General features: G+C 41.6%; 16 protein-coding genes. 13 read left to right on the forward strand and 3 right to left on the reverse strand.

Features of this window, described 5'->3' with window-relative positions; all coding sequences use genetic code 11:
* Window positions 1–82 precede the first annotated feature (82 nt).
* From KOD92_RS21915 to KOD92_RS21975, 13 genes are all read left to right on the forward strand, one after another.
* The gene (locus KOD92_RS21915; protein WP_215235746.1) at window positions 83–2,461 is read left to right on the forward strand and encodes a type I restriction-modification system subunit M; all 2,379 of its coding nucleotides are present in this window, start codon (window positions 83–85) and stop codon (window positions 2,459–2,461) included.
* Window positions 2,461–3,762, forward strand: coding sequence for a restriction endonuclease subunit S (locus KOD92_RS21920; RefSeq protein ID WP_215235747.1), 1,302 nt, complete (start codon window positions 2,461–2,463; stop codon window positions 3,760–3,762). Before KOD92_RS21915 ends, KOD92_RS21920 begins: the two co-directional genes overlap by 1 nt.
* A 44-nt stretch (window positions 3,763–3,806) precedes the next feature.
* Entirely contained in the window at window positions 3,807–5,348 is a 1,542-nt protein-coding gene (locus tag KOD92_RS21925) for an ATP-binding protein (protein WP_215235748.1), read from the forward strand.
* Window positions 5,349–5,485: 137 nt separating this feature from the next.
* Window positions 5,486–8,575 carry a type I restriction endonuclease subunit R gene (locus tag KOD92_RS21930; RefSeq protein ID WP_215235749.1) on the forward strand — a complete coding sequence of 1,030 codons (3,090 nt, stop codon included), beginning with the start codon at window positions 5,486–5,488 and terminating at the stop codon, window positions 8,573–8,575.
* Window positions 8,576–8,625: 50 nt separating this feature from the next.
* A complete protein-coding gene (locus KOD92_RS21935; RefSeq protein ID WP_215235750.1) occupies window positions 8,626–9,054 on the forward strand; it encodes a hypothetical protein in 429 nt (142 codons plus the stop codon).
* 24 nt (window positions 9,055–9,078) lie between these two features.
* Complete coding sequence (locus KOD92_RS21940) at window positions 9,079–11,061, forward strand: AAA family ATPase (protein ID WP_215235751.1); 1,983 nt, start codon at window positions 9,079–9,081, stop codon at window positions 11,059–11,061.
* Complete coding sequence (locus KOD92_RS21945) at window positions 11,054–12,334, forward strand: McrC family protein (RefSeq protein WP_215235752.1); 1,281 nt, start codon at window positions 11,054–11,056, stop codon at window positions 12,332–12,334. Before KOD92_RS21940 ends, KOD92_RS21945 begins: the two co-directional genes overlap by 8 nt.
* A gap of 691 nt (window positions 12,335–13,025) precedes the next feature.
* Window positions 13,026–13,424, forward strand: coding sequence for a hypothetical protein (locus KOD92_RS21950; protein ID WP_215235753.1), 399 nt, complete (start codon window positions 13,026–13,028; stop codon window positions 13,422–13,424).
* Window positions 13,414–14,112: a P-loop NTPase family protein gene (locus KOD92_RS21955; RefSeq protein WP_215235754.1), complete on the forward strand. Its 699-nt coding sequence runs from the start codon at window positions 13,414–13,416 to the stop codon at window positions 14,110–14,112. The genes KOD92_RS21950 and KOD92_RS21955 overlap by 11 nt, the downstream gene beginning before the upstream one ends.
* On the forward strand, window positions 14,105–14,623 hold the full coding sequence (locus tag KOD92_RS21960; protein ID WP_215235755.1) for a hypothetical protein: 519 nt from the start codon (window positions 14,105–14,107) through the stop codon (window positions 14,621–14,623). The genes KOD92_RS21955 and KOD92_RS21960 overlap by 8 nt, the downstream gene beginning before the upstream one ends.
* Window positions 14,624–14,826: 203 nt before the next feature.
* Window positions 14,827–15,489, forward strand: a complete 663-nt coding sequence (locus tag KOD92_RS21965; RefSeq protein WP_215235756.1) for a plasmid mobilization protein — start codon at window positions 14,827–14,829, stop codon at window positions 15,487–15,489.
* An 80-nt stretch (window positions 15,490–15,569) separates the two neighbouring features.
* The gene (locus KOD92_RS21970; protein WP_229254796.1) at window positions 15,570–16,331 is read left to right on the forward strand and encodes a relaxase/mobilization nuclease domain-containing protein; all 762 of its coding nucleotides are present in this window, start codon (window positions 15,570–15,572) and stop codon (window positions 16,329–16,331) included.
* 263 nt (window positions 16,332–16,594) lie between these two features.
* The gene (locus KOD92_RS21975) at window positions 16,595–17,143 is read left to right on the forward strand and encodes an antirestriction protein ArdA (protein WP_229254797.1); all 549 of its coding nucleotides are present in this window, start codon (window positions 16,595–16,597) and stop codon (window positions 17,141–17,143) included.
* Between the two features lie 201 nt (window positions 17,144–17,344).
* Here KOD92_RS21975 and KOD92_RS21980 read toward each other — a convergent pair whose 3' ends face one another.
* The 3 genes from KOD92_RS21980 to KOD92_RS21990 all read right to left on the reverse strand — a co-directional run bounded on the left by KOD92_RS21980 (window position 17,345) and on the right by KOD92_RS21990 (window position 21,001).
* A complete protein-coding gene (locus KOD92_RS21980) occupies window positions 17,345–18,850 on the reverse strand; it encodes a M43 family zinc metalloprotease (protein ID WP_215235758.1) in 1,506 nt (501 codons plus the stop codon).
* Window positions 18,804–19,361 (reverse strand): hypothetical protein, encoded by a 558-nt coding sequence (locus tag KOD92_RS21985; protein WP_215235759.1) that lies wholly within the window; start codon window positions 19,359–19,361, stop codon window positions 18,804–18,806. The genes KOD92_RS21980 and KOD92_RS21985 overlap by 47 nt, the downstream gene beginning before the upstream one ends.
* A gap of 1,100 nt (window positions 19,362–20,461) precedes the next feature.
* The gene (locus tag KOD92_RS21990) at window positions 20,462–21,001 is read right to left on the reverse strand and encodes a T9SS type A sorting domain-containing protein (RefSeq protein WP_229254805.1); all 540 of its coding nucleotides are present in this window, start codon (window positions 20,999–21,001) and stop codon (window positions 20,462–20,464) included.
* Window positions 21,002–21,003 lie beyond the last annotated feature (2 nt).

The raw sequence follows: 21,003 nt of genomic DNA on the forward strand, positions 1-21,003 counted from the left end.
CTCTCTCTTTTGCAGGACTTCTAAAACAGTCTAAGTTTACCAATTATGTCAAAACGACTTTTTACGACTTTTACCAAATTCTATGAATAACGCAGTACACAATAAGCTTGTTTCTTTTATCTGGTCCATCGCGGACGATTGTTTGCGGGATGTTTATGTGCGGGGAAAATACAGGGATGTCATACTTCCAATGGTGGTTTTGAGGCGGTTAGATGCGCTGCTTGAACCGACCAAAGATGCTGTGATGGAGGAGTTGGCGTTTCAAAAAGACGACGCTGGTTTCACGGAATGGGATGAAAACGGGCTGAAGCAAGCTTCCGGATATGTGTTTTATAATATCAGTCCGTGGACTTTGCAGCGGCTGCATAACACTGCTACCAACAGCCAGCAGATATTACAAGGCAATTTTGAGGAATATCTCAATGGTTTCAGCGCGAATGTGAAGGAGATCATTGAAAAGTTTAAGCTTAAAAGTCAGGTGCGGCACATGGCGAGTAAAGATGTGCTGCTGAACGTTCTAGAAAAATTCACTTCGTCTTACATTAATCTCACGCCTTTTGAAAAGGTGGATCCGGATGGTCGCAAGTTGCAGCCACTTTCCAACCTTGGAATGGGGTATGTTTTTGAAGAGCTGATACGGAAATTCAATGAGGATAATAATGAGGAGGCCGGGGAGCACTTTACGCCGCGTGAAGTGATCGACCTGATGACGCATATCATTTTTGATCCGATTAAAGACAAATTGCCGCCTGTGATGACGATTTACGATCCGGCTTGCGGAAGTGGTGGTATGCTTACGGAATCACAGAATTTTATCAAAGATGAAGAAGGCGAGATCCGGGCCAAAGGTGATGTGTATCTGTATGGCAAGGAGATCAATGATGAAACATATGCGATTTGCAAGTCGGATATGATGATCAAAGGGAACAATCCGGAAAATATCCGGGTGGGCTCCACGCTTTCTACGGACGAGTTTGCCGGAACGAGTTTCGACTTTATGCTGTCGAACCCGCCCTATGGTAAATCCTGGGCGAGCGAGCAGAAGTATATCAAAGACGGCAAAGAGATTATTGATCCACGTTTTCGGATCAAACTAAAAGATTACTGGGGCGTGGAGGATGATGCAGACGCAACGCCACGTTCGTCGGACGGGCAGTTGCTATTTCTGATGGAAATGGTTTCTAAAATGAAATCGAAGGAGAAAAGTCAGAGCGGCTCACGCATTGCTTCGGTTCACAACGGTTCCAGCTTGTTTACCGGTGATGCCGGTGGCGGGGAAAGTAACATTCGTCGGTATATCATTGAAAATGACTGGCTGGAAGCCATCGTGCAATTGCCTAATAACTTGTTTTACAACACAGGAATTACGACTTATATCTGGATTTTAAGTAACAATAAAGTGCCGCATCGCCGCGGAAAAGTGCAGCTCATCGACGCCGGGCAGCTTTACCGGAAGCTTCGTAAAAACCTGGGTAACAAAAACTGCGAATTTGCTCCTGAGCATATTACAGAGATTGTGCGGGTTTATACCAGCCTTGAGGAGATTGAACGGGAAGGCGATGACGGCATTGCTTCACAGATTTTTGACAATGCAGATTTTGGTTATTACAAAGTGACCATCGACCGGCCCAAACGCCTGAAAGCACAGTTTACCGAAGATCGTATTGCAGACCTGCGGTTTGACAAATCCTTGCGCGAACCGATGACCTGGGCTTATTCAGAATTTGGAGACGAAGTATATTCCAATATCGCTGCCCACGAAAAGGCAATTTTGGATTACTCTGAAAAAAATGACCTCAACCTTAATACCAAACAAGCCAAAGCGCTCACGAGTAAAGATACCTGGCAAAAGCAGCTGGACCTGTTAAACATTGCGAGCGCATTGCTAGCGGCGATGGGCACAGAAGAGTTTAATGACTTCAATGTATTTAAAGACAAAGTCGATGCTGCGCTTAAAAAGCAAGGTGCGAAACTCACTGCTTCTGAAAAGAACTCGATCCTGAATGCGGTGAGCTGGTATGATGCTTCGGCAGAAAAAGTGGTAAAAGGAATTACAAAACTCACAGGAGAGAAATTGGAAAAGCTGTTGGATTATTTGGATTGTACGGAAGACCGTCTGGCTGATTACGGGTATTTCCCAACCAATAAAAAGGGTGAATATCTGCAATACGAAACAGAAAGCGATTTGCGGGATACGGAGAATGTTCCGCTCAAAGAGAACATTTACGAATACTTTTTACGCGAAGTAAATCCCCACGTCGAAGAGGCCTGGATCGCATTGGACGCTACCAAAATCGGTTATGAAATCAGTTTCAACAAGTATTTCTACCGTCACAAGCCTTTGAGAAGTATTGAAGAAGTTGCTAATGATATCTTGGCTTTGGAGACGGAAAGTGATGGGCTGATACGGGAGATCTTGGCTATGGGTGAAGGTGTGGACGTTTTAAATAATAGTATTTGATGTTTGAGAAATATAGTGAGTATAAGGATTCTGCTGTCGATTGGATCGGTCATATTCCAGCGCATTGGAAAGTAGTGCCCGGGTTTACAATCGTCCAAGAAAGGAAAGAGAAAAATATTAAGTTAAGAGAAAAGGTTGTTCTATCCCTAAGTTATGGAAGTGTAATTGTTAAATCAGAAGAGAAGTTAACGGGACTAGTCCCTGAGTCATTTGAAACTTATCAATTGGTATATCCCGGCGACATTATCATACGTCCAACGGATTTACAGAATGATAAAACTAGTTTGAGAACTGGTTTGGCAAAGGATAACGGAATCATTACTAGTGCGTATATCAATCTCAGGGTAGAAAAAGGATATTCAGTAAAGTTCTATCACTACTTCTTGCACAGCGTTGATATTTCCAAAGTGATTTATAGCCTGGGATCAGGACTTCGTCAAAACTTAGATTTTGGAGATTTTAAGAGGTTCAAATTTTTAGTGCCCGGGCTTGTCGAACAAAACACCATTGCCAATTTCCTCGATCGCAAAACGGCCCAAATTGACCAGGCCATTTCCATCAAAGAAAAACAGATAGAATTACTCAAAGAACGCAGGCAAATACTCATTCACAATGCCGTAACGCGCGGGTTGGATCCGGATGTGAAGATGAAGGATAGTGGGGTTGAATGGATTGGGGAGATTCCGGAGCATTGGAAAAAGATAAAAATGAAAACGATTTCTAAGTTTATTTACGACGGAACGCATGGATCATATCCACGAGTTGAAAAAGGTTACCGGCTTTTAAGCGTTAGAAATATTATCGACGATGAGTTTGTCTTTAGAGAAGATGACAGTTTAGTTTCTGAAAAGCATTTCAAAGAGATTAGCTCAAAATTCATTATACAAGAAGGAGACATTCAACTAGCAATTGTTGGAGCAACGCTTGGTAAAGTGGCAATTGTGAGAAATTTTGGAGAACTATTTGTAACTCAACGAAGTGTTGCGACAATTAGGGTTGATAGAACCCGCTGTACTTCGGAATTCCTATTTTACTTTATGAAGAGTAATTCTTTTCAATCGTATCTATGGCAAAGCGCTGGTTTTTCAGCCCAACCAGGAGTTTATTTAGGGACAATTCAAAATAGTTTTATCCCACTACCTACGGTAGGCGAACAGATTCAAATAGTTAAACATCTAAAAAGATGTTCTCAAAGCATCGCTAACGCTATTTCTCTGAAACAAAAGGAAATAGAAAAGTTAAAGGAGTACAAATCGACTTTGATTAATAGTGCGGTGACGGGGAAGATAAAGGTCGCCTAGAAATTCGCTAGCAATTACAAACCCTCCATAACACTATCTTTAAAATGCGCATTAAATCTCTACGTCTTAAAAACTTCCGGGGTTATTACAATGAAACCTCCATTGACTTCGATGACTTGACTGTGATTGTTGGGAAAAATGACATCGGCAAGTCCACCGTACTGGAAGCTCTGGATATCTTCTTCAACGATGGTAAAGGCGTTGTGAAACTTGACAAAGACGACGTAAATAAGACAGCACTAGCCGCTGGGGATAGTAATATATCCATTGCCGTGATCTTTGATGATTTGCCTGCATCGGTGGTTATTGACAGTACCAACGAGACCACGCTTGCGGGAGAATATTTGTTAAATGCGGCCGGTCACCTTGAAGTCATTAAAAAATATACTAACGCCGGCACAGCAAAAGTATTTATCAATGCCAATCACCCTCAGAATCCAGCTTGTACAGATTTATTGCTCAGGAAAAATGCTGATTTAAAAAAAATTCTCAGAGAACATGATATAGAATGTGACAATAGCTCTATAAATGCAAAAATACGTGCAGCCATTTGGAATCACTTCTCCTATGACTTAGATCTGGAAGAATTTGAAATGGACGTTAAAGAAGGTGAAACGAAAGACATTTGGGAAAAACTGCAAGCTTATTTGCCGCTATACACCTTGTTCCAGTCAGACCGGAAAAATAGTGATAGCGATAGTGAAGTACAGGATCCACTTAAAGAGGCTGTGAAGCAGATCATGGCAGACACTGAGATTACAGCTTTGCTGGCAGATGTAGCTGAGCGGGTGGAGCAACGACTGATAGACGTTTCCAATAGCACTTTGGAAAAGTTACAAGAAATGAATCCGGAAGTTGCTTCTTCGCTAAAGCCAGTAATTCCGTCCGCCAGCGCCCTAAAATGGGCTGATGTGTTTAAATCAGTGTCGATAACCGGTGATGAAAATATTCCAATTAATAAAAGAGGAAGTGGAATCAAACGACTTGTACTACTAAATTTCTTCCGGGCGGAGGCAGAGCGAAGACAGCTGCAAGGTCATACACGATCAATCATTTACGCTATCGAAGAGCCAGAAACTTCTCAGCACACAGATCATCAAAAAATGCTGATTAGGGCTTTCAAGCAGTTGGCTAGTGCGGCAAACACACAGGTGTTACTAACGACTCATAGTTGCACAATTGTGAAAGGACTTGATTTTGGTAATCTGAGATTGGTTTCAGTCGATGCAGGTGGAAACAAATGTATTGAAAGTATAGTACCTCATCAATTACCCTATCCGTCATTAAATGAGATTAACTATATCGCATTCAGAGACTTGACGGAAGAGTACCACAATGAATTATTTGGGTACATTGAAGCAGAAGAAATGCTGACGGATTATAAACTAGGAAGGACTACGGTCAGTTATCATAGAAGAAGGAGAAGTGGCGATGTTGTAATAGAAAGTATCACTCTTACTGAGTTTATTAGGCATCAGATACATCATCCAGAAAATACGAATAATACGAGGTACACATTTGACCAGTTAACTTTCTCGGTTGATTCGATGAGAGATTTTATTGTCGCCAGTCGCGTGAGTATTTAAAACATTGGAAAGGTTGATACCTCGGATATAAGGGTTGACAGTTCTACAAAATAAGGTTGCTACTTCTACAACAAAGGTTGACACCTAAATCAGAAAGGTTGATACCTCGCAAGTCGTTCAAAGAATACAAATCAACTATGCCCAGCCAGACCAACGAAGCCGCACTTGAAGCAGCCATTGAAAAAAAGCTAACCGGTTCTACGCTAGAAGAGCATTTGAAGCCTATCTCCAATGTCCCATATTTTGAAGAGCGAAGGCCGTTGTACAGAAGTGGCCAAGGATATTACCTGGGATTACCCGGTGATTTCAATGCGCGCTATGCGGTAGACACTGTTCGGCTTTGGGATTTTTTGGAAACTACTCAGCAGGAGGAACTGGCCAAGTTGCAGAAGCAAAGTGACTGGAAGCTCAAAATACTGGAACGGCTGGACCGAATGCTGAAAAAGAATGGCATCATTCGCATTTTGCGCAAAGGTCTGGATGTGGAAGATGCGCACTTTACATTACTGTATGTGCTCCCGCTGGCCAGCAGCAGTGAGGCCATCAAGCAGAATTTTGAAAGCAACCAGTTTAGCGTTACGCGCCAGGTTCGTTATTCGCTTACCAAACCGGGCGAGGAGATCGACATGGTGCTGTTTGTGAATGGCTTACCGTTTGCAACCATGGAGCTGAAAAACCAGTGGACGGGCCAAAATGCCAAGTTTCATGGGCAGAATCAATATAAAAACGAGCGGGATATCACCCAGCCTCTACTGAATTTTGGTCGGTGCCTGGTGCATTTCGCAGTGGATACCGATGAAGCCTATATGACTACGAAGCTGGATGGGAAGAACACTTTCTTCCTTCCATTTAATCTGGGCGATGATTTCGGCAAAGGCAATCCACCAAATCCATTCGGGCATAAAACCGCCTATCTGTGGAATGAAGTATTGACGCGCCAGAGTGTAGCCAACATCATGCAGCACTTTGTCCGTTTTGATGGAAAGGATACTGACCCACTGACCAAAAAGCGATTGTACTTTCCGCGTTATCACCAAATGGATGTGGTAAGGAAGCTTATCGCAGATGCCAGTAGATATGGCGTCGGAAAAAGCTACTTGATTCAACATTCAGCAGGTTCAGGAAAGTCCAACTCCATTACCTGGGCGGCTTACCAGTTGATAGAAACCTATCCGGAAAACGACCAGATTCCGGGAGCAAAAGGCATTGAAAATCCGCTTTTCGACTCAGTTATTGTAGTGACCGACCGGCGATTGCTCGATAAGCAGCTTCGCGAAAATATAAGGGAGTTTTCGGAAGTAAAGAACATTGTCGCTCCGGCATATTCATCGAAAGAACTGAAAGAAAGCCTGGAAAGCGGCAAGCGGATTATCATTACAACCATTCAAAAATTCCCATTCATAGTCAAAGGGATAGATGATTTAAGCGACAAACGTTTTGCGGTGATCATCGACGAAGCGCACGGTAGCCAAAGCGGTTCAGCTGCTGACGATATGAACCGGGCGCTGGGAAGTTCATCAAACGAAGAAGAAGATCCGGATCCGCAGGATAAAATTCTTGAAGCGATGCGGTCACGCAAAATGCGGGGGAATGCATCGTACTTCGCTTTCACGGCCACACCCAAAAACAGCACGTTGGAAAAGTTTGGGGTGCCGAAAGAAGGTGGCGGTTTCCGTCCGTTCCATTTGTATTCCATGAAACAAGCCATTGAAGAAGGATTTATCCTCGACGTGCTGGCAAATTATACGACCTATCGCAGCTACTATGAAATTGAAAAATCAATAGAAGATAATCCTCTTTTTGATACCGCCAAGGCACAAAAGAAATTGAAAGGTTTCGTTGAACAGCACCGGCAGACAATTGGCACAAAGGCGGAAATCATGCTGGATCATTTTATTTCGAAGGTTGTAAATACCAAGAAATTGAAGGGTAAGGCAAAAGCCATGGTGGTTACACAAAGTATTGAGTCGGCGGTGCGATACTATTTTGCACTCAAACAGTTGTTGAATGACAGAGGCAATCCATTCAGTATCGCCATTGCGTTTTCTGGAAAGAAGGAAGTAGACGGTAATGAATACACAGAAGATACAATCAACCATTTCCCCTCAGCACTTGACACGGCGAAACCGGCCGACCCGGGTTACATCAGTGATAAAATCGCCAGGTATTTTAATATGGACGAATACCGTATGCTGGTAGTAGCCAACAAATACCTGACCGGTTTTGATCAACCAAAGCTTTCGGCAATGTATGTTGACAAAAAATTGCAGGGTGTTCTGGCAGTTCAGGCATTAAGCAGGTTGAATCGGTCTGCAGATAGTCTGGGAAAGAAAACGGAAGATCTGTTTGTATTAGATTTCTTCAATTCAACTGACGAGATCAAAGTAGCATTTGATCCTTTCTACACATCCACGACGCTCAACTCCGCGACGGATGTGAATGTACTGCATGATATCAAAAGTACATTGGACGACAGCGGCGTATATGAATGGGCGGAAGTTGAAGATTTTGTCCAAAAGTATTTCAGCGGCGTTGACGCACAACAATTGAGTGCGATCATTGATGTGGCTGCCAAACGCTTCAATTCTGACCTGGAATTGGATGACAATGGAAAAGCAGAGATCAAAATTTTGGCCAAGCAGTTTGTGAAAATCTACGGGCAAATGGCTTCCATTCTTCCCTATGAGATTGTTGCTTGGGAGAAGCTGTTCTGGTTCCTCAAATTCCTGATCCCAAAACTCATTGTTAAATCTGGCGAAGAGAAACTTTACGATGAACTGCTGGATTCGGTAGATCTTTCAACGTATGGGCTTGAACGTGTAAGACTAAACGCATCTATTGGCTTAGATGCATCAGAAACAGAATTGGAGCCGCAGAACCCAAATCCCCGCGGCGCCCATGAATCGGAGGCAACCGAAGATGCACTGGACTTAATCGTCAACAGTTTCAACGAACGCTGGTTCCAAGGATGGGAAGCAACACCAGAGGAGCAACGGGTCAAGTTTGTAAGTCTGGCAAAATCAATGCAGGGCCACCCCGATTATGAGGATAAGTATCTGAGGAACCCGGACGTTCAAAACAGGGAGCTTGCGTTCAGGCGGATTTTCGAAGAAGTAATGGGTAAGCAACGGCGAAACGAGCTCGATCTATATCGGGCGATTTCGAAGGACGACGCTACGAAAATGGCGTTTATTGATTCGCTGAAACGGATTTTGGGCGCGGCTTGAAATGGATTATCTAAGAATATAAATAGGTCACCCTTATCTAAAAACTCATTATGATTATCAGGAAAGGAATTGCGAGGATTAAGGAACAACTTGGGGAGAAGAATCATGTCGTTACGATCCCATTGATGAAAGCAGGTCAGTCATTTACAGCAAAGTGGGACGATAGGGGTGTATGGGTTGATAATTTGGATAAACAGCCGTTGTTACCCTGGGCTGTATTTGAAACGGCGATTGAATTGATGATCGAAAAGGATTCGAAGAATAGAGGCGCTCATGTTTTGAAAGGAAATGCTGTGGGACATAGACTTGGAACTTCTGCATTTCCCTTGGATTCCATTGAAGGTCGCGTGGCACACGTAGTTTTTGGAAAAAAGATCGAACAAACCGCCTTCCGTAAAATCTCAGCGATTGTCGGGGTTCTCAGCTTTGCAGGTATATGCACGAACGGGAGAGGTTACGTCACATTGAATCAATTCTAGTATAATAATTTCAATAGCAGAGAGATGCCCAAATTTTACGTTTGCAGTGCAGGAAAGCGATCTGAAAGTTACGCCAAGGAAAACTTTGACAGAATAATTGCCAATTCGGCTTATATCTTAGATGAGAAAGCTGAGCAGAAAGGACCTTATGATGAAATTCTGCCGGGAAGTATTCTCTTATTGAAATATAACGGACTGCTTGTAGCATATGGTAAGGCAATCAAGTTGGTAAAGCAGGAAAATGAATCTTGGAATCTATGGGTCTTAGTAGATAGGTGGTTTTTTAAGAACCAAGATGATAATGAACAAGGCGTTCCATATGATGGAATAAAGCAATCTGCCATAACCCGATCAAATTATAGCGCAATAAAAGAAGTCAGCATTGATTTTGGTTGGCAGAAATTACAACAAATAGACAATACCTCTACGCTATTCAACGAAGTTAAAAACAGTTCTTTTTTGGAAAGAAACGATATGCAAGACATTATAAAGTTGCTTGAGTACAAAAAGCAGATCATTTTGCAGGGCCCTCCCGGAACTGGAAAAACTTATACGGCGAAGGAAATTGCAAATGCCTTAGTATCGATTGGAGAGCATGGTGAAAAATTGTTTCCTGACGTACAGGAAATTAAGAAATTGTCGAGAGAAGGAGACAAATTGCCAGTTACAAATGGAGTGCATGAGTCAGTTGTAATCGCAAAGCTTGATGCTGATACTTTTAGGTTGCAAGGAACGGGAAGAGAAACTTTCGGGGTTTCATATGCCAAAGTCGCAGATAGTATTTTGACTATGAATCCGAATCCAGTGGGCAAGGACGTATATCCAAGCGCATTGGCAAAATACATAATTCAGAAATGGGTCGCTCACGGTAATATCTACGAAGAAGGGAAGGAATCGGCTTCTGAAAGAATTAAGCTAATCCAATTTCATCCGGCCTATTCGTATGAGGATTTTGTGAGAGGCATCACAGCGAAGACTAATGGAGTGACGGTAGAATACAGGACAGAGAACAAAATTTTGGCGGATTTTGCGAGCAAAGCTTTAGTTAACTACTTGGATAGCAAAAAAGAGCCATCGGTGATGTCAAATGAGATTTGGATAAAAAATCAGTTTGAACAATTTATCAGACATATAGAACCAGAATTTGAAAAAGATAGAGGGTACTTACTAAATGACGCAGTTTCCATTTTTGATCTGGACGATGACGGTGCTCTGCGTTATTCAGGGCATAACTGGATCGTGAAAACAATGCATCGAATGAAAGTGAGTGACGTTGTAAATATTTATCTATCAGGGGTTAAAACAAATTTAGAGGTTAAGAAACTAGCAAATGTCAATGGATCGGCTAAACAGCACGCAACCTATTATTTGATATTGGCAAATCATTTCAGGAAGTTTATAGCAGGTAAGAGTGCTCCCGCGGCATCCAAAAATGGGATATCTGAAAAAAAATTCGTTTTAGTTATCGATGAAATTAACCGGGCAAATTTACCCGCTGTCTTGGGTGAATTGATTTATGCGTTGGAATACAGGGATGAATCAGTTGAAACTATGTACGATATTGATGGTGAGAGAAGTTTGAGGTTGCCTCCTAATCTATACATCATCGGAACCATGAATACAGCCGACAGAAGCGTCGGCCACATTGATTACGCAATTCGGCGGAGGTTCGCATTTATGGATGTTCTTCCATCTCCCGTGCCCGTACATGTGGCTGCTAAGAAGCTTTTCAAGCAAGTTTCTGAATTATTCGTAAGTAACTACGATTTGATCGATTGGAAAGATCCCAAACCGATAAGATCGGAGTATGTTGCAGCGGATTTTCGGCCCGAAGATATCTGGATTGGCCATAGCTACTTTATGTCAGAGAAGCAGGATGAGGAGGAGGCAAAAGCAGACCTTGAGATCAGACTTAAATATGAAATACTTCCGTTGCTGAAAGAATACATCAAAGATGGTCTCCTGGTACCCGACGCTGAAGTGAAGATAAAGGAGCTACATGTGTAAGATCTTTCATTACTTCGAGCATTTTGATGGCATAATAGAGGGTGCATTTCCATTTTTAACATCGGATAGCTATAAATACGATTTCCTAAAAAAACGAGGAGATCAAAATTGCTACACCATCGCTAAAAAAGGAGAGGAACATCACTGCACACTCTCTTACTTCATCGGTGTTGACTGGATTGTTGAAAATGACGTAGCACTCTATGTTGCCCCGAAATTAAATCAATCAGATCGAGAGACTGATTATTTGAAAATGCTTTTTTCAGCATTGAAGCATAATGATGTAGCAACGCATGCCAACGAGCTTTTTGAAATTAAGTTTGATGCGCCCTACATCGAAATATCTCAGCAGCAGGACTTGTTGACGCCACTGTTGATTGTGCAATTTCTCAGAGTAACCCAGCAAATAGTCAGGAAGGGGCTTAAAAAATCATATTATAGGGTCACTGAAAATTTGCATTCCAAGGTTAAGGGCAAGGTAATGGTAGGACATACTATCAAACACAATGTCCTAAAAAACAAACCTTTGCACACATTCTGTTCTTATGACGAATTTGGTGTAAATGGGCTGGAAAATCGGCTTTTGAAAAAGACTTTAATTTTCATTCAGCAGTATTTGCCGTCATGGAAAGTTCCCCATGCTACGGAATACGCATCGCAGCTTCTTAATTACATCATGCCCGCGTTCGGATCAGTCGATGAAGATATTGAACTAGCCGAAATCAAACATTCTAAAATTAATCCGTTCTATAAAGAATACACAGAAGCGGCCTCCCTGGCTCGCTTGATCCTTAAAAGATTTGGTTACAATATCGCGAATGCTAACCAGACCCTCGTCGTAAAAACACCACCCTTTTGGATTGACATGAGTAAATTGTTTGAGTTATACGTTCTTGGGTTATTAAAGGATCGGTTCCCGGATATAAGTACCGTCAGCTATCAATTTTCCACAAGTGGAAGTAAACTCGACTACCTCTTAAATTCGAAACAGTTCAAAATGGTAGTGGATGCCAAATACAAAACGAAATACGAGAATCATGTTGATCATCTCGATATTCGACAAGTCAGCGGATATGCGAGGCTGAAAAAAGTATATGCTACTTTGGGGATACCGGAAGACACCCTCATTGATTGTCTTATCATTTATCCGGATCAAACAAATGGGTTAGAGGAATTACCACTAGACCTAAAAAGTTCTGCTATAAAAGACTACGTTGGTGTATACAAGATTGCCGTCAAACTGCCAATGCTGACTCCATCAGACATACTTTAATTGATAGGAAAATATTGATTGAAGGAATCTTTCGAAATGTAACGTAAATTCTTGCCGAAAGTCACCTACGAAATATCTATAAGGCAGATTCGGCTGGTTTTTACAATACAAATTAGGTAGATCCCATCGGGCGTGAATTGTAAAAACTTAGCATTATTCGCTAATACAAACGCCAAACCCCTCCCGAGCTCATCTCGAAAAGTTGGTAGCCTTCCGCAGTTTTCTAGACTCTGTAACTAGTGGAAAAATCATAACAAACTGGATCCATCCCCGAAGAAAAGCACAATCACAGGCTTGAATTAATAGATTACGAGAAGCAAGCACAACTTAAAAAACAGATTTTTCATAACACAGCAAAGTAGTGTAACTAATTGCAAATCAACATGTTTACCTGGTAAACATCTTGTTTTGTATTGCTAACAATTCGACATTTGTTCTTCTAAAACAGTCGTAATATGTTAGAAAACAATTTCGGATCGAATTTTTGTTTGAAGATCCCAACTGCCAAAATTCAAGATGGGACGAGAACAATCTACATGCGTGTCACATTAAATCGTCCCAGGGATACCATTCCTGCACAAATCTGCCACTCATATCATTGGGATGTGCAAGCTGAAAGTAAAATCAAACACAAGAAAGCCAGCACGGAGTCGAGGTTTAGATTAATCGTCACTGCAAGAATCATTGCGGGATGAAGGTTAATAAAGAAATTCTTATTGACCTGTTCGAGCGGAAGGATAAGAAACGGAGAAAGATCCTTTATGAGCTTTATGCAGAGTTGGTGTTGACATCGCTCTCAGCGCATTATGTCGCAGAAATAATCAGTTCAGATTTGGCAAAACCTGAGCTGATCGGTGCCGACGATGTGCGCTATTGTCGATATTATTTTCGGAAAACGTCCGTGTCGCTTAAAAAACTTCCAGTGAAAACGGAACCGCTTCCTCCTTCAGCTCCTGAACCCCGGCCGCAACACGCTCATAATTTGAGTATGAAAAATTCTGTTAAAGCACCCTGGTCTGATGGGGATGCAAAAGATATGCAAGACAAGATTTCAGTAAAAACTAAATTCATTAACAAAAATGAGACGTAAATTCAATTTAATACTTCAAGCAAAAGGTGGAGTTGGTAAAAGCCTGCACACCTATCTCCGGGCTTTGTCTGAGAAAGATAAGACCTCGCTTTTCGTCGATCTGGATAGTTCAACTCAAACATCCACCCGTCAATTAGCTTTTCTGGGAGATGAGCGGTTGGAGACCATTTCGCTGATCGACAATCGCGACATGTTGGTCCGGGATCTTTTCATCGGATACATTGAAAGCCTCATGCAGACTCCATTTTACGAAATCTTTATGGATTTTGGTGCACCGGAAAGTGAGCAGTTCCCAGCGCTTGTTTCGAGAGATCTGGACTTTAAAGAATGGTGTGATGAGGTAAATGCAGACGCTGTGTTCCATATCATAATCGGTGGTGGCGGTGCTTACCGTGCTAGTGTCGAGTATTTGCAAAAAATGATTGAAGTCCTGGAAGGTAAGTTCCGGATACTTGTCTGGGAAAATGTGTTCAGTTTCCGGCAATTCTCGCGTCTGTCAGAAGAATTGGCTAATAACTGCGCGGCACTTGGGTTGGAACACATCAGGTTTGGTGATTTCGAGGCGAACTCTTTGCTCGGAAGCCAGATTTTGGACGGTATCAGGAATGGATCTCCTTTGGAAAATTATGGGCCGGGTGCGAGACTAAGGTTGAAAAAAGAAATCCGAGAAAGCTTTTGCCATGCATAGTAGAACCGAACTCAATCACATTAAGGGAAAGTACGCGCAGAAATACGCCCAGGAAATCGATGACTGGTCTGCGTTGTTGCTAGCCGAGGTCGAGGAAAACTTTGAACGCATTAAGGCAGAGGTCGATCAAACCGTAGATGCAATCGACAAAGCGGCAGCTGCAATTAAAAGCAATCAGCGACCAGTTCATTTTTCTGACAGAAAGCAAGCTTTCTATTATGGCTTGGCTCAGAGTCTTCCATGGTCTGTTGTTGCGATAGTACTATCGATTTTATTTTCTTGGCTAATCTCAACAGACGAGGAATATCGAGAGCGTCTCAGGATTGTTGAAGCTTACGAAAATGCACCAGCCTATCGTCTTCTAATGCAGAATGGCGAGATTGTGCAGGATGAGCGTGGGAATTTTTTAAAGCTTCGACCTCAGGGGAAGAAAGGGGATGTGTTGATCGGTCAGGAATACATTTTAGACAAAAAGAGTAAGGAAATGCTAATCCCACTTGGGCGGAAGTAACGCCCCGGTAAGTTTGAAATCAAGCTTCGAACATTTTCAAACAAAGACAAACAAACTCAAACATTTTCGGGAACCACGGTGGTTTTTCCAAAGCCAGCTATCGCCGGTACGTCGCAAAAAGCGACTCCCCGGCGGCTGGCCATGGGAAAACCCCTGGACCCCTGCTATTCGCCTCGCGGCTCATAGCTTAAATCGTAGACATTATGGAAAGCAAAAGAAAAGTAAGACCACAGAAAGAGGAGAAGGTTGTGCGAAGAGATCACTTTTCTGTATGGGTTACCAAAGACGAAAAAATCAGGATCAACCAGCTGGTCGAAAAGAGTGGGCTTTCAGCAAGTCAATTCCTTTTGACACTGGCACTGGACGTCCCCATTAAACGACCGCAAAAGAAAACATTGCCCGCCCGAACAGCCGAAATGATCCGGACGCTCGAACAACTCAGCGGCATTCTGTCGCTTGCGGTTTTGAAAACAAAGGATCATCAGATGCAAAGTCGGCAATGGATGCAGAGCAGTCAGCACCTGCGCTTACTTGCACAGATCATCACGCTCTGGATATTTGAAGATTTTGAGATCAGGACATTTCATAAGACACTCAATAATGTGCAGGAGTGGATGCACCAGTTGACGCTATACATTCAGCGGATCCTGCCGGAATCTCAAAACAAGAGCAGCATTCTTGAAACGACCGAAAACATCTTTCGTAATGTACAAGAGCTACTGGCAAAGTATGAGAGCTACTATCAGCCAACTGAGCTGGCCGGACAGCTTCGGGTATGGAAGTCGGATGTGTCGGATCATCCCGATCAAGTGCATAGGATGATTGAAGAGAAGGTCACGGCAATGCTTAAACGTTTAGACTTATGATAGGGAAAGTGGGTTTGGGAAACTTCGCGAAGGGAATATTGAGCTACTGTTATTACGAAAAGGAGTTGACAGCAAAACAATTGAAAGAAGTTACGATTGACGACGTTCGAGGAGAGCTTATTTACATTCAGCATCTTGGCATAAATACAATGCAGGACGGAAGGCTGGACTTGGACTATCTTGCCAAGCAAATGCTGGATAATAGGGACAAAAACAGAAATCTCAATAAATATGTTTGGCATCAATCGTTCAGCTTTCCCCCAGGGGAAGATCCGTCCACAGAGAAGCTCACCAGCTTGGTCGTAGAGTTTGCAAAGGAATTTGGTTTTGCAGAAAATCAAATGCTTGCCTTCAAGCACAACGATACGAAGCATAAGCACATTCATATTGTCGCAAACCGAATCAACTATAACGGCAAAAACACCGCTGATCATTTTAAGAACTATGCGCGGACGGGCGAATTTTCCCGACGAATGGAATTGCAACTTGGACTCACTATAACTTCTGACATGAGCTTAAATCAAAAAGGAAAGCAGCAAGCGCCAAGGCAGGATACAGCAATCATTAACCTCAGGAGTTTGGTAGACCAAGTTTTAGCAAAAGCATCTTCAATTGATGAATTTGCGAAGCAAATGCAAACGAGCGGTTTTAAGACGTATATAGGAAGAGGTGTAGCTTTTTTCAATATGCAGAATCGTATGAAAGTGAAAGGTTCTGAGTTGGGGAAAGACTATTCATTGCAAAATCTTGAAAACCGAATGGGCATGGAGATGTCGCAAGCTTTTGTGCCTGTAAAACGAAAGAAAAAGTCTCGCCGCAAACGACAAGGATTGAGCATCTAATGAACGAAAAATAGACCGACAGCGGATAATATGTTTTCAGAGTACAAAACCACGCGCACACTTGTCAGTCAGTGCAACGAAAGTTACGAAAGTAAAAAGTGACGGCTGCAAAGTCTCCGGCTATTTACCGCGGCCATTGCCGCTCCTTAAACCACCTCCCGACTTTGCACCGAAGGGGCGAGCCCCGTCACTTTTTATTCGATCGGAGAAAGCGATTGCCCTGAGCACAAAGCTGGGGCTCGTAACTTTAAAGACTTTCAATTATGAAATCATCAGAAAATGCTCCAAAGATTTATGTAGGCACTTATGGAATGTACAACAGCGGTTCACTCTTTGGGAAATGGTTTGATTTGACGGACTATGCTGATGCAAAGGAGTTTTATCAGGATTGCTATGAATATCATCGGAATGAGTTTGACCCAGAGCTTATGTTTCAGGACTGGGAAAATATTCCGGATTTTCTGATTTCAGAATGCAGTTTGGATGATAAGGTGTTTGAATACTTCCAAGCGCGGGACGAGATGGACGATGATACAGCTAAAGCGTTCAAGCTTTACTGCGAACAGATTAGCAACTGGCCAAGTAATGGAAAATCAATAGACGAACAAGCAGAGAGTTTTCAGGAGAGCTACCGTGGATACTTTGGAGGATCGATGATGGATGCGAAGGTGGAGTATGCTTATCAGTACGTTGATGAAACTGGAATGCTGGCTAATGCCTCTTCGGTGCTCGAACGGTATTTTGATTATGAGGCTTTTGCGAGGGACTTGTTTTCGGATGGGTATACTGGGCGCAGGGTATGTATTGGCTGATTACTGAAATTATGCTAGATAACCGACCGATAGCAGGTTATCTAGCGTAATTTCAGTATTGCAATGACGAGATCAGTTGACGTCCTAAACATGGATTGCTTATTTGCGTCGGTTGCCGACAACGTAAGCAACACCTGATTGCCCCATATGCTTCTTCTAAGTTCAATTAGCTTCTCCTACATGACCATCTCAATAGATAAATCACCTTGGCACAACGACTTCAAGTTTTCCTACATTTGAACCGTTTTTATAGTTTTTTGAGATATAAAAATATTGGGTTTTGTCACTCAATACATTATTTGCCAAAACAGAATAAGTCTCAAACAGATAGGACGTTGATGGTTTAATTCCATCAACTATAGCAGCTGTCAACCCCGATAAGGAATTTACCTTTATCGAATTTTTAAGCAATGGAGTAATTTTTTGGCTACTTGCATCAAGCACATTCAGATCAACTTCTTCATATGCTGCAAATACAGATTTCTCTTCATTTGCGGCAACGTCTTTGACTCTAATAAGATGGCCCTTCAAACCGGAAAACTTCTCGACAGGGCTAAAGCTAATCCATAATTTATCTGAATCCTGGCGGATTTCTCGGATAACGGGAACAAAGTTAGTAGCGAGATTCTGCCCGGGATTGTTTATTACTCTGTTTTGAAATAAGCTATGTCGATAATATCCTGGCATGAATTGCAACCGCATTCTTTCGATTTGACCTTTTGAAAAAGAAGAAAGACAATTGTCTTTATTGTAGTTCATAAAATTCATGAACATTATGGGCTGTTTAATATCACAACTATGTTCGCCAAAAGTTTCACAGTTGAAAGATATCTTTTTGTGAAGTGGAGTGTCAAGAACGAAGTCATCCGAGTCGCAACAATTCTCGGAAACTCTACTGCACTTGGAACCAAATGTATGATAGAGTCCTAAATAATGTCCAGTTTCATGAGTTAGGGTCTGGCCACCATCTTTTTCTGGAACATTTGCCAAATTATTACATTCTTTAGTACCAAAGCATGTAATATTTATGACAACACCGTCATATGCAACTGGCCACTTTGGAAAGGATGAGTACCCCGGAAGTGTTACTTCTGGTGCTGCAATTTTTCCAACCCATATATTGAATTTACCGCTCACATACTTGGAGCCACCATCCCGCTCGAGCTTTATATTTCTCTTCTCATTGCCTTGGTATTTGTACTCATCTTCAATAAAATCGAATAGCTCGGTTTCTGTTGGCACACGTTTTGTTTCCACTAGCTCGAACCTAATACCAGCATCGATACCTGCGTAAATTTTAAATAACGGAAAAATATCTAGATTCGACCTGTTAGGATTTTGTCCTGAAAAGTCACGATTAAGTACTTTAAGCTGTTCGCTTATTATTTGATCACTGATGTATCCCTCTAACTCCTCATGTCGGCCTTTGTAACTATTTGGCACATAGTATACATTATGCACAACTACGGGAATTGTTATTACCTCAGTAAATTTAGATACATTATTATGCTCATTCTCAGTCAAAGGATTGTTTATGGGAATCACCGATCCAGCTTGATAAATTGAACCAACTTGATCGTTAACTGATGGGCAAAATATGTCTTGCGAAAGCACCGGCCTTACCAAAGCAAATGACAAGATTAAATGTCCGATGAACATTCTAAAATCCATAACAATCAGCTTTTTGAATTTGATCAATGAAGCCATCTCGTTTTGTAAGATAAGCAGTATATTCATCGGGTGTATCAGGGGCGTCCTGAATATTTTTTAACTGCAAAATAATACCGTTTAAGAGCGTATAACATCCTGTTGTAGCTTCAGTCTTTTTATCAATGCCGAAGCTTGCAACTAAACCAGCCGATGCTCCTGATACAAGACTAGTAATTGAGGATGCGGTGGCACTATTCGAGAGGGCAATGCCTAGTATACCCCCTCCTAGTCCAATAACGGCGCCAGAGATTTTAAAGATTGTGGATGCAGTCCGATTTTTTTTTCGCGCTTTTTCATTGTTATCCCTGTATGTTTCAATGAGTTCTATAAACTCTTTATGATTCTTGTTCCATACTGCCTCACTGGGAAGCCCGATAGCTGATCCGCTAGGGGTTGGTGGTATTTTGTAACTAGCTATGGACTCTGCGTCAGATTTCAGCTTTTTCGAGCTAGAACATGAACAAAATAAAAGGATAAAAAATAAAGTGGAAGGGAGAACTGCTTTCATAGGTAAATGTTAGTTTGATAGGATTAGAGTTTAACCCTCCTAAAATCGGAATTATGCCTCATTGGATAAGAACATTTTTCGAAAAAAACTTACAAAATTTATTTAACGGTATCTGCGACAATTTACAGTCACAAATTGGGATATGAAACACCTACAAGACATCAGTATTGGAATTGTAAATTAGAAACAAAAAAATTCATTTGATATCCGAACCCCATCCTTGGTAGTGGGTAGATTATAGCGCACCTTTTTCGAATCAGTCTTTGCAAAACCTATTTTAAATTTGGAGTCAGAAAGTCGATAAACACTAACGAAGATTTGTGAACGTAGGCAGCAAACGAAAAGAGAATTTCAATCGCGATGTACTGGTATGTGTTAGCAGGGAAAGATCAAATGAGGTTCATAATACATGATCCGCTCGAGAAATTTAACGGACCAATAAAATCAGGTGCTACAAAATCAATATTGGCTAAGTTTGTGCAATGATAAATTTCAATCGTGCCAAGGGTAAGATGGCGACGAAGTTGAAGTTCGAACTTGAAATACATTGTGAGTTATCTCAAAGGGCAGTTTTACTTGCTCCTTAGCTGGTAGTTGTTATAGTTTGTGTGAATTGGAAAAACGCTCTTCCCTTGCTGCATCTATGACAACTAGCAAAACCGCGCACTTCGGACAAAGTCAATGCGCAATGTATTCACTACTTGTTCGATACTAACTCGTGTTATTAGCAATGGCGCATGTAAATAGCCATATTTGAACAGATATTGCGTTTTTCTTATGATCTCTTGCCAGTCTGCCAGTAAGAGTCGATTGAAATAATTGCGCGATTTCGGCAATTTTCCTAAGCACGTTTTCTTCCGCTGGTTTAGATACTCAATCTCACTAAGTTTTTTGCCAATTGCCGAATGTCTCTCAGAAAACACCATTTTGCCGAGTGATTTCGGCTGATTGCTTTCAGAATCTAAAAATTTGATAATTTCGATGAGCTGTGGAATGTCCCCCTTAATAGTAGGTCAATTTAGCGGAGTTGCAAATTCTCCACAATAGTGTTTTTGGAGATAGTAATGCTATTCGAAGATTTTCGGAAAATTTTATCAAAATTAATCTTCAATTGCAAACTTAGTCACCAATATATTCTTTTTAGTGTCTAGTATAAGAATATAAATCCCCTTCGACAAATTATTAGTAATTATATCTGAATACTTACCAGGTATTAAATTGCCGTTATTTAACGTTTGAACAACATTTCCGCTAGAATTAATAACATCTATTACAACATTACTGACTTCTTTTAGCTCATACTCAATATGCAGACGATTTTTAGACGGGTTTGGGAATACTAGAAGTCGTTCAGACGATAGATGCGGTTGCACACTGGTGATAATGTCTAAACTTACAGAATACATAGCAGTATCGCTCATGCATCCATCGATGCTTGTTTCAACTAAGGATAATTGCCCGTAGCCACTAGGGTTGCCAAACCAAGTAACATTAATCTCATTTTTTCCATTACCTTCGTTAATTTGGCCGTTTATTATGTTCCAAGCATACTTAGAATTGGGTGTATTTTCTACCTTATAAGTGAGTCGAACGCTTTCATTATTTATAATTACTATATTTTGGTCTTGGCCTGATATCACAG

This window comes from Dyadobacter linearis (assembly GCF_907165045.1).
Taxonomy (GTDB): domain Bacteria; phylum Bacteroidota; class Bacteroidia; order Cytophagales; family Spirosomataceae; genus Dyadobacter; species Dyadobacter linearis.

What these genes read in the sequence shown, in the direction of transcription:
- KOD92_RS21915 (WP_215235746.1), top strand. Translation starts at nt 83, where the DNA reads ATGAATAACGCAGTACACAATAAGCTTGTTTCTTTTATCTGGTCCATC.
- KOD92_RS21920 (WP_215235747.1), top strand. Translation starts at nt 2,461, where the DNA reads ATGTTTGAGAAATATAGTGAGTATAAGGATTCTGCTGTCGATTGGATC.
- KOD92_RS21925 (WP_215235748.1), top strand. Translation starts at nt 3,807, where the DNA reads ATGCGCATTAAATCTCTACGTCTTAAAAACTTCCGGGGTTATTACAAT.
- KOD92_RS21930 (WP_215235749.1), top strand. Translation starts at nt 5,486, where the DNA reads ATGCCCAGCCAGACCAACGAAGCCGCACTTGAAGCAGCCATTGAAAAA.
- KOD92_RS21935 (WP_215235750.1), top strand. Translation starts at nt 8,626, where the DNA reads ATGATTATCAGGAAAGGAATTGCGAGGATTAAGGAACAACTTGGGGAG.
- KOD92_RS21940 (WP_215235751.1), top strand. Translation starts at nt 9,079, where the DNA reads ATGCCCAAATTTTACGTTTGCAGTGCAGGAAAGCGATCTGAAAGTTAC.
- KOD92_RS21945 (WP_215235752.1), top strand. Translation starts at nt 11,054, where the DNA reads ATGTGTAAGATCTTTCATTACTTCGAGCATTTTGATGGCATAATAGAG.
- KOD92_RS21950 (WP_215235753.1), top strand. Translation starts at nt 13,026, where the DNA reads ATGAAGGTTAATAAAGAAATTCTTATTGACCTGTTCGAGCGGAAGGAT.
- KOD92_RS21955 (WP_215235754.1), top strand. Translation starts at nt 13,414, where the DNA reads ATGAGACGTAAATTCAATTTAATACTTCAAGCAAAAGGTGGAGTTGGT.
- KOD92_RS21960 (WP_215235755.1), top strand. Translation starts at nt 14,105, where the DNA reads ATGCATAGTAGAACCGAACTCAATCACATTAAGGGAAAGTACGCGCAG.
- KOD92_RS21965 (WP_215235756.1), top strand. Translation starts at nt 14,827, where the DNA reads ATGGAAAGCAAAAGAAAAGTAAGACCACAGAAAGAGGAGAAGGTTGTG.
- KOD92_RS21975 (WP_229254797.1), top strand. Translation starts at nt 16,595, where the DNA reads ATGAAATCATCAGAAAATGCTCCAAAGATTTATGTAGGCACTTATGGA.
- KOD92_RS21980 (WP_215235758.1), bottom strand. Translation starts at nt 18,850, where the DNA reads ATGGCTTCATTGATCAAATTCAAAAAGCTGATTGTTATGGATTTTAGA.
- KOD92_RS21985 (WP_215235759.1), bottom strand. Translation starts at nt 19,361, where the DNA reads ATGAAAGCAGTTCTCCCTTCCACTTTATTTTTTATCCTTTTATTTTGT.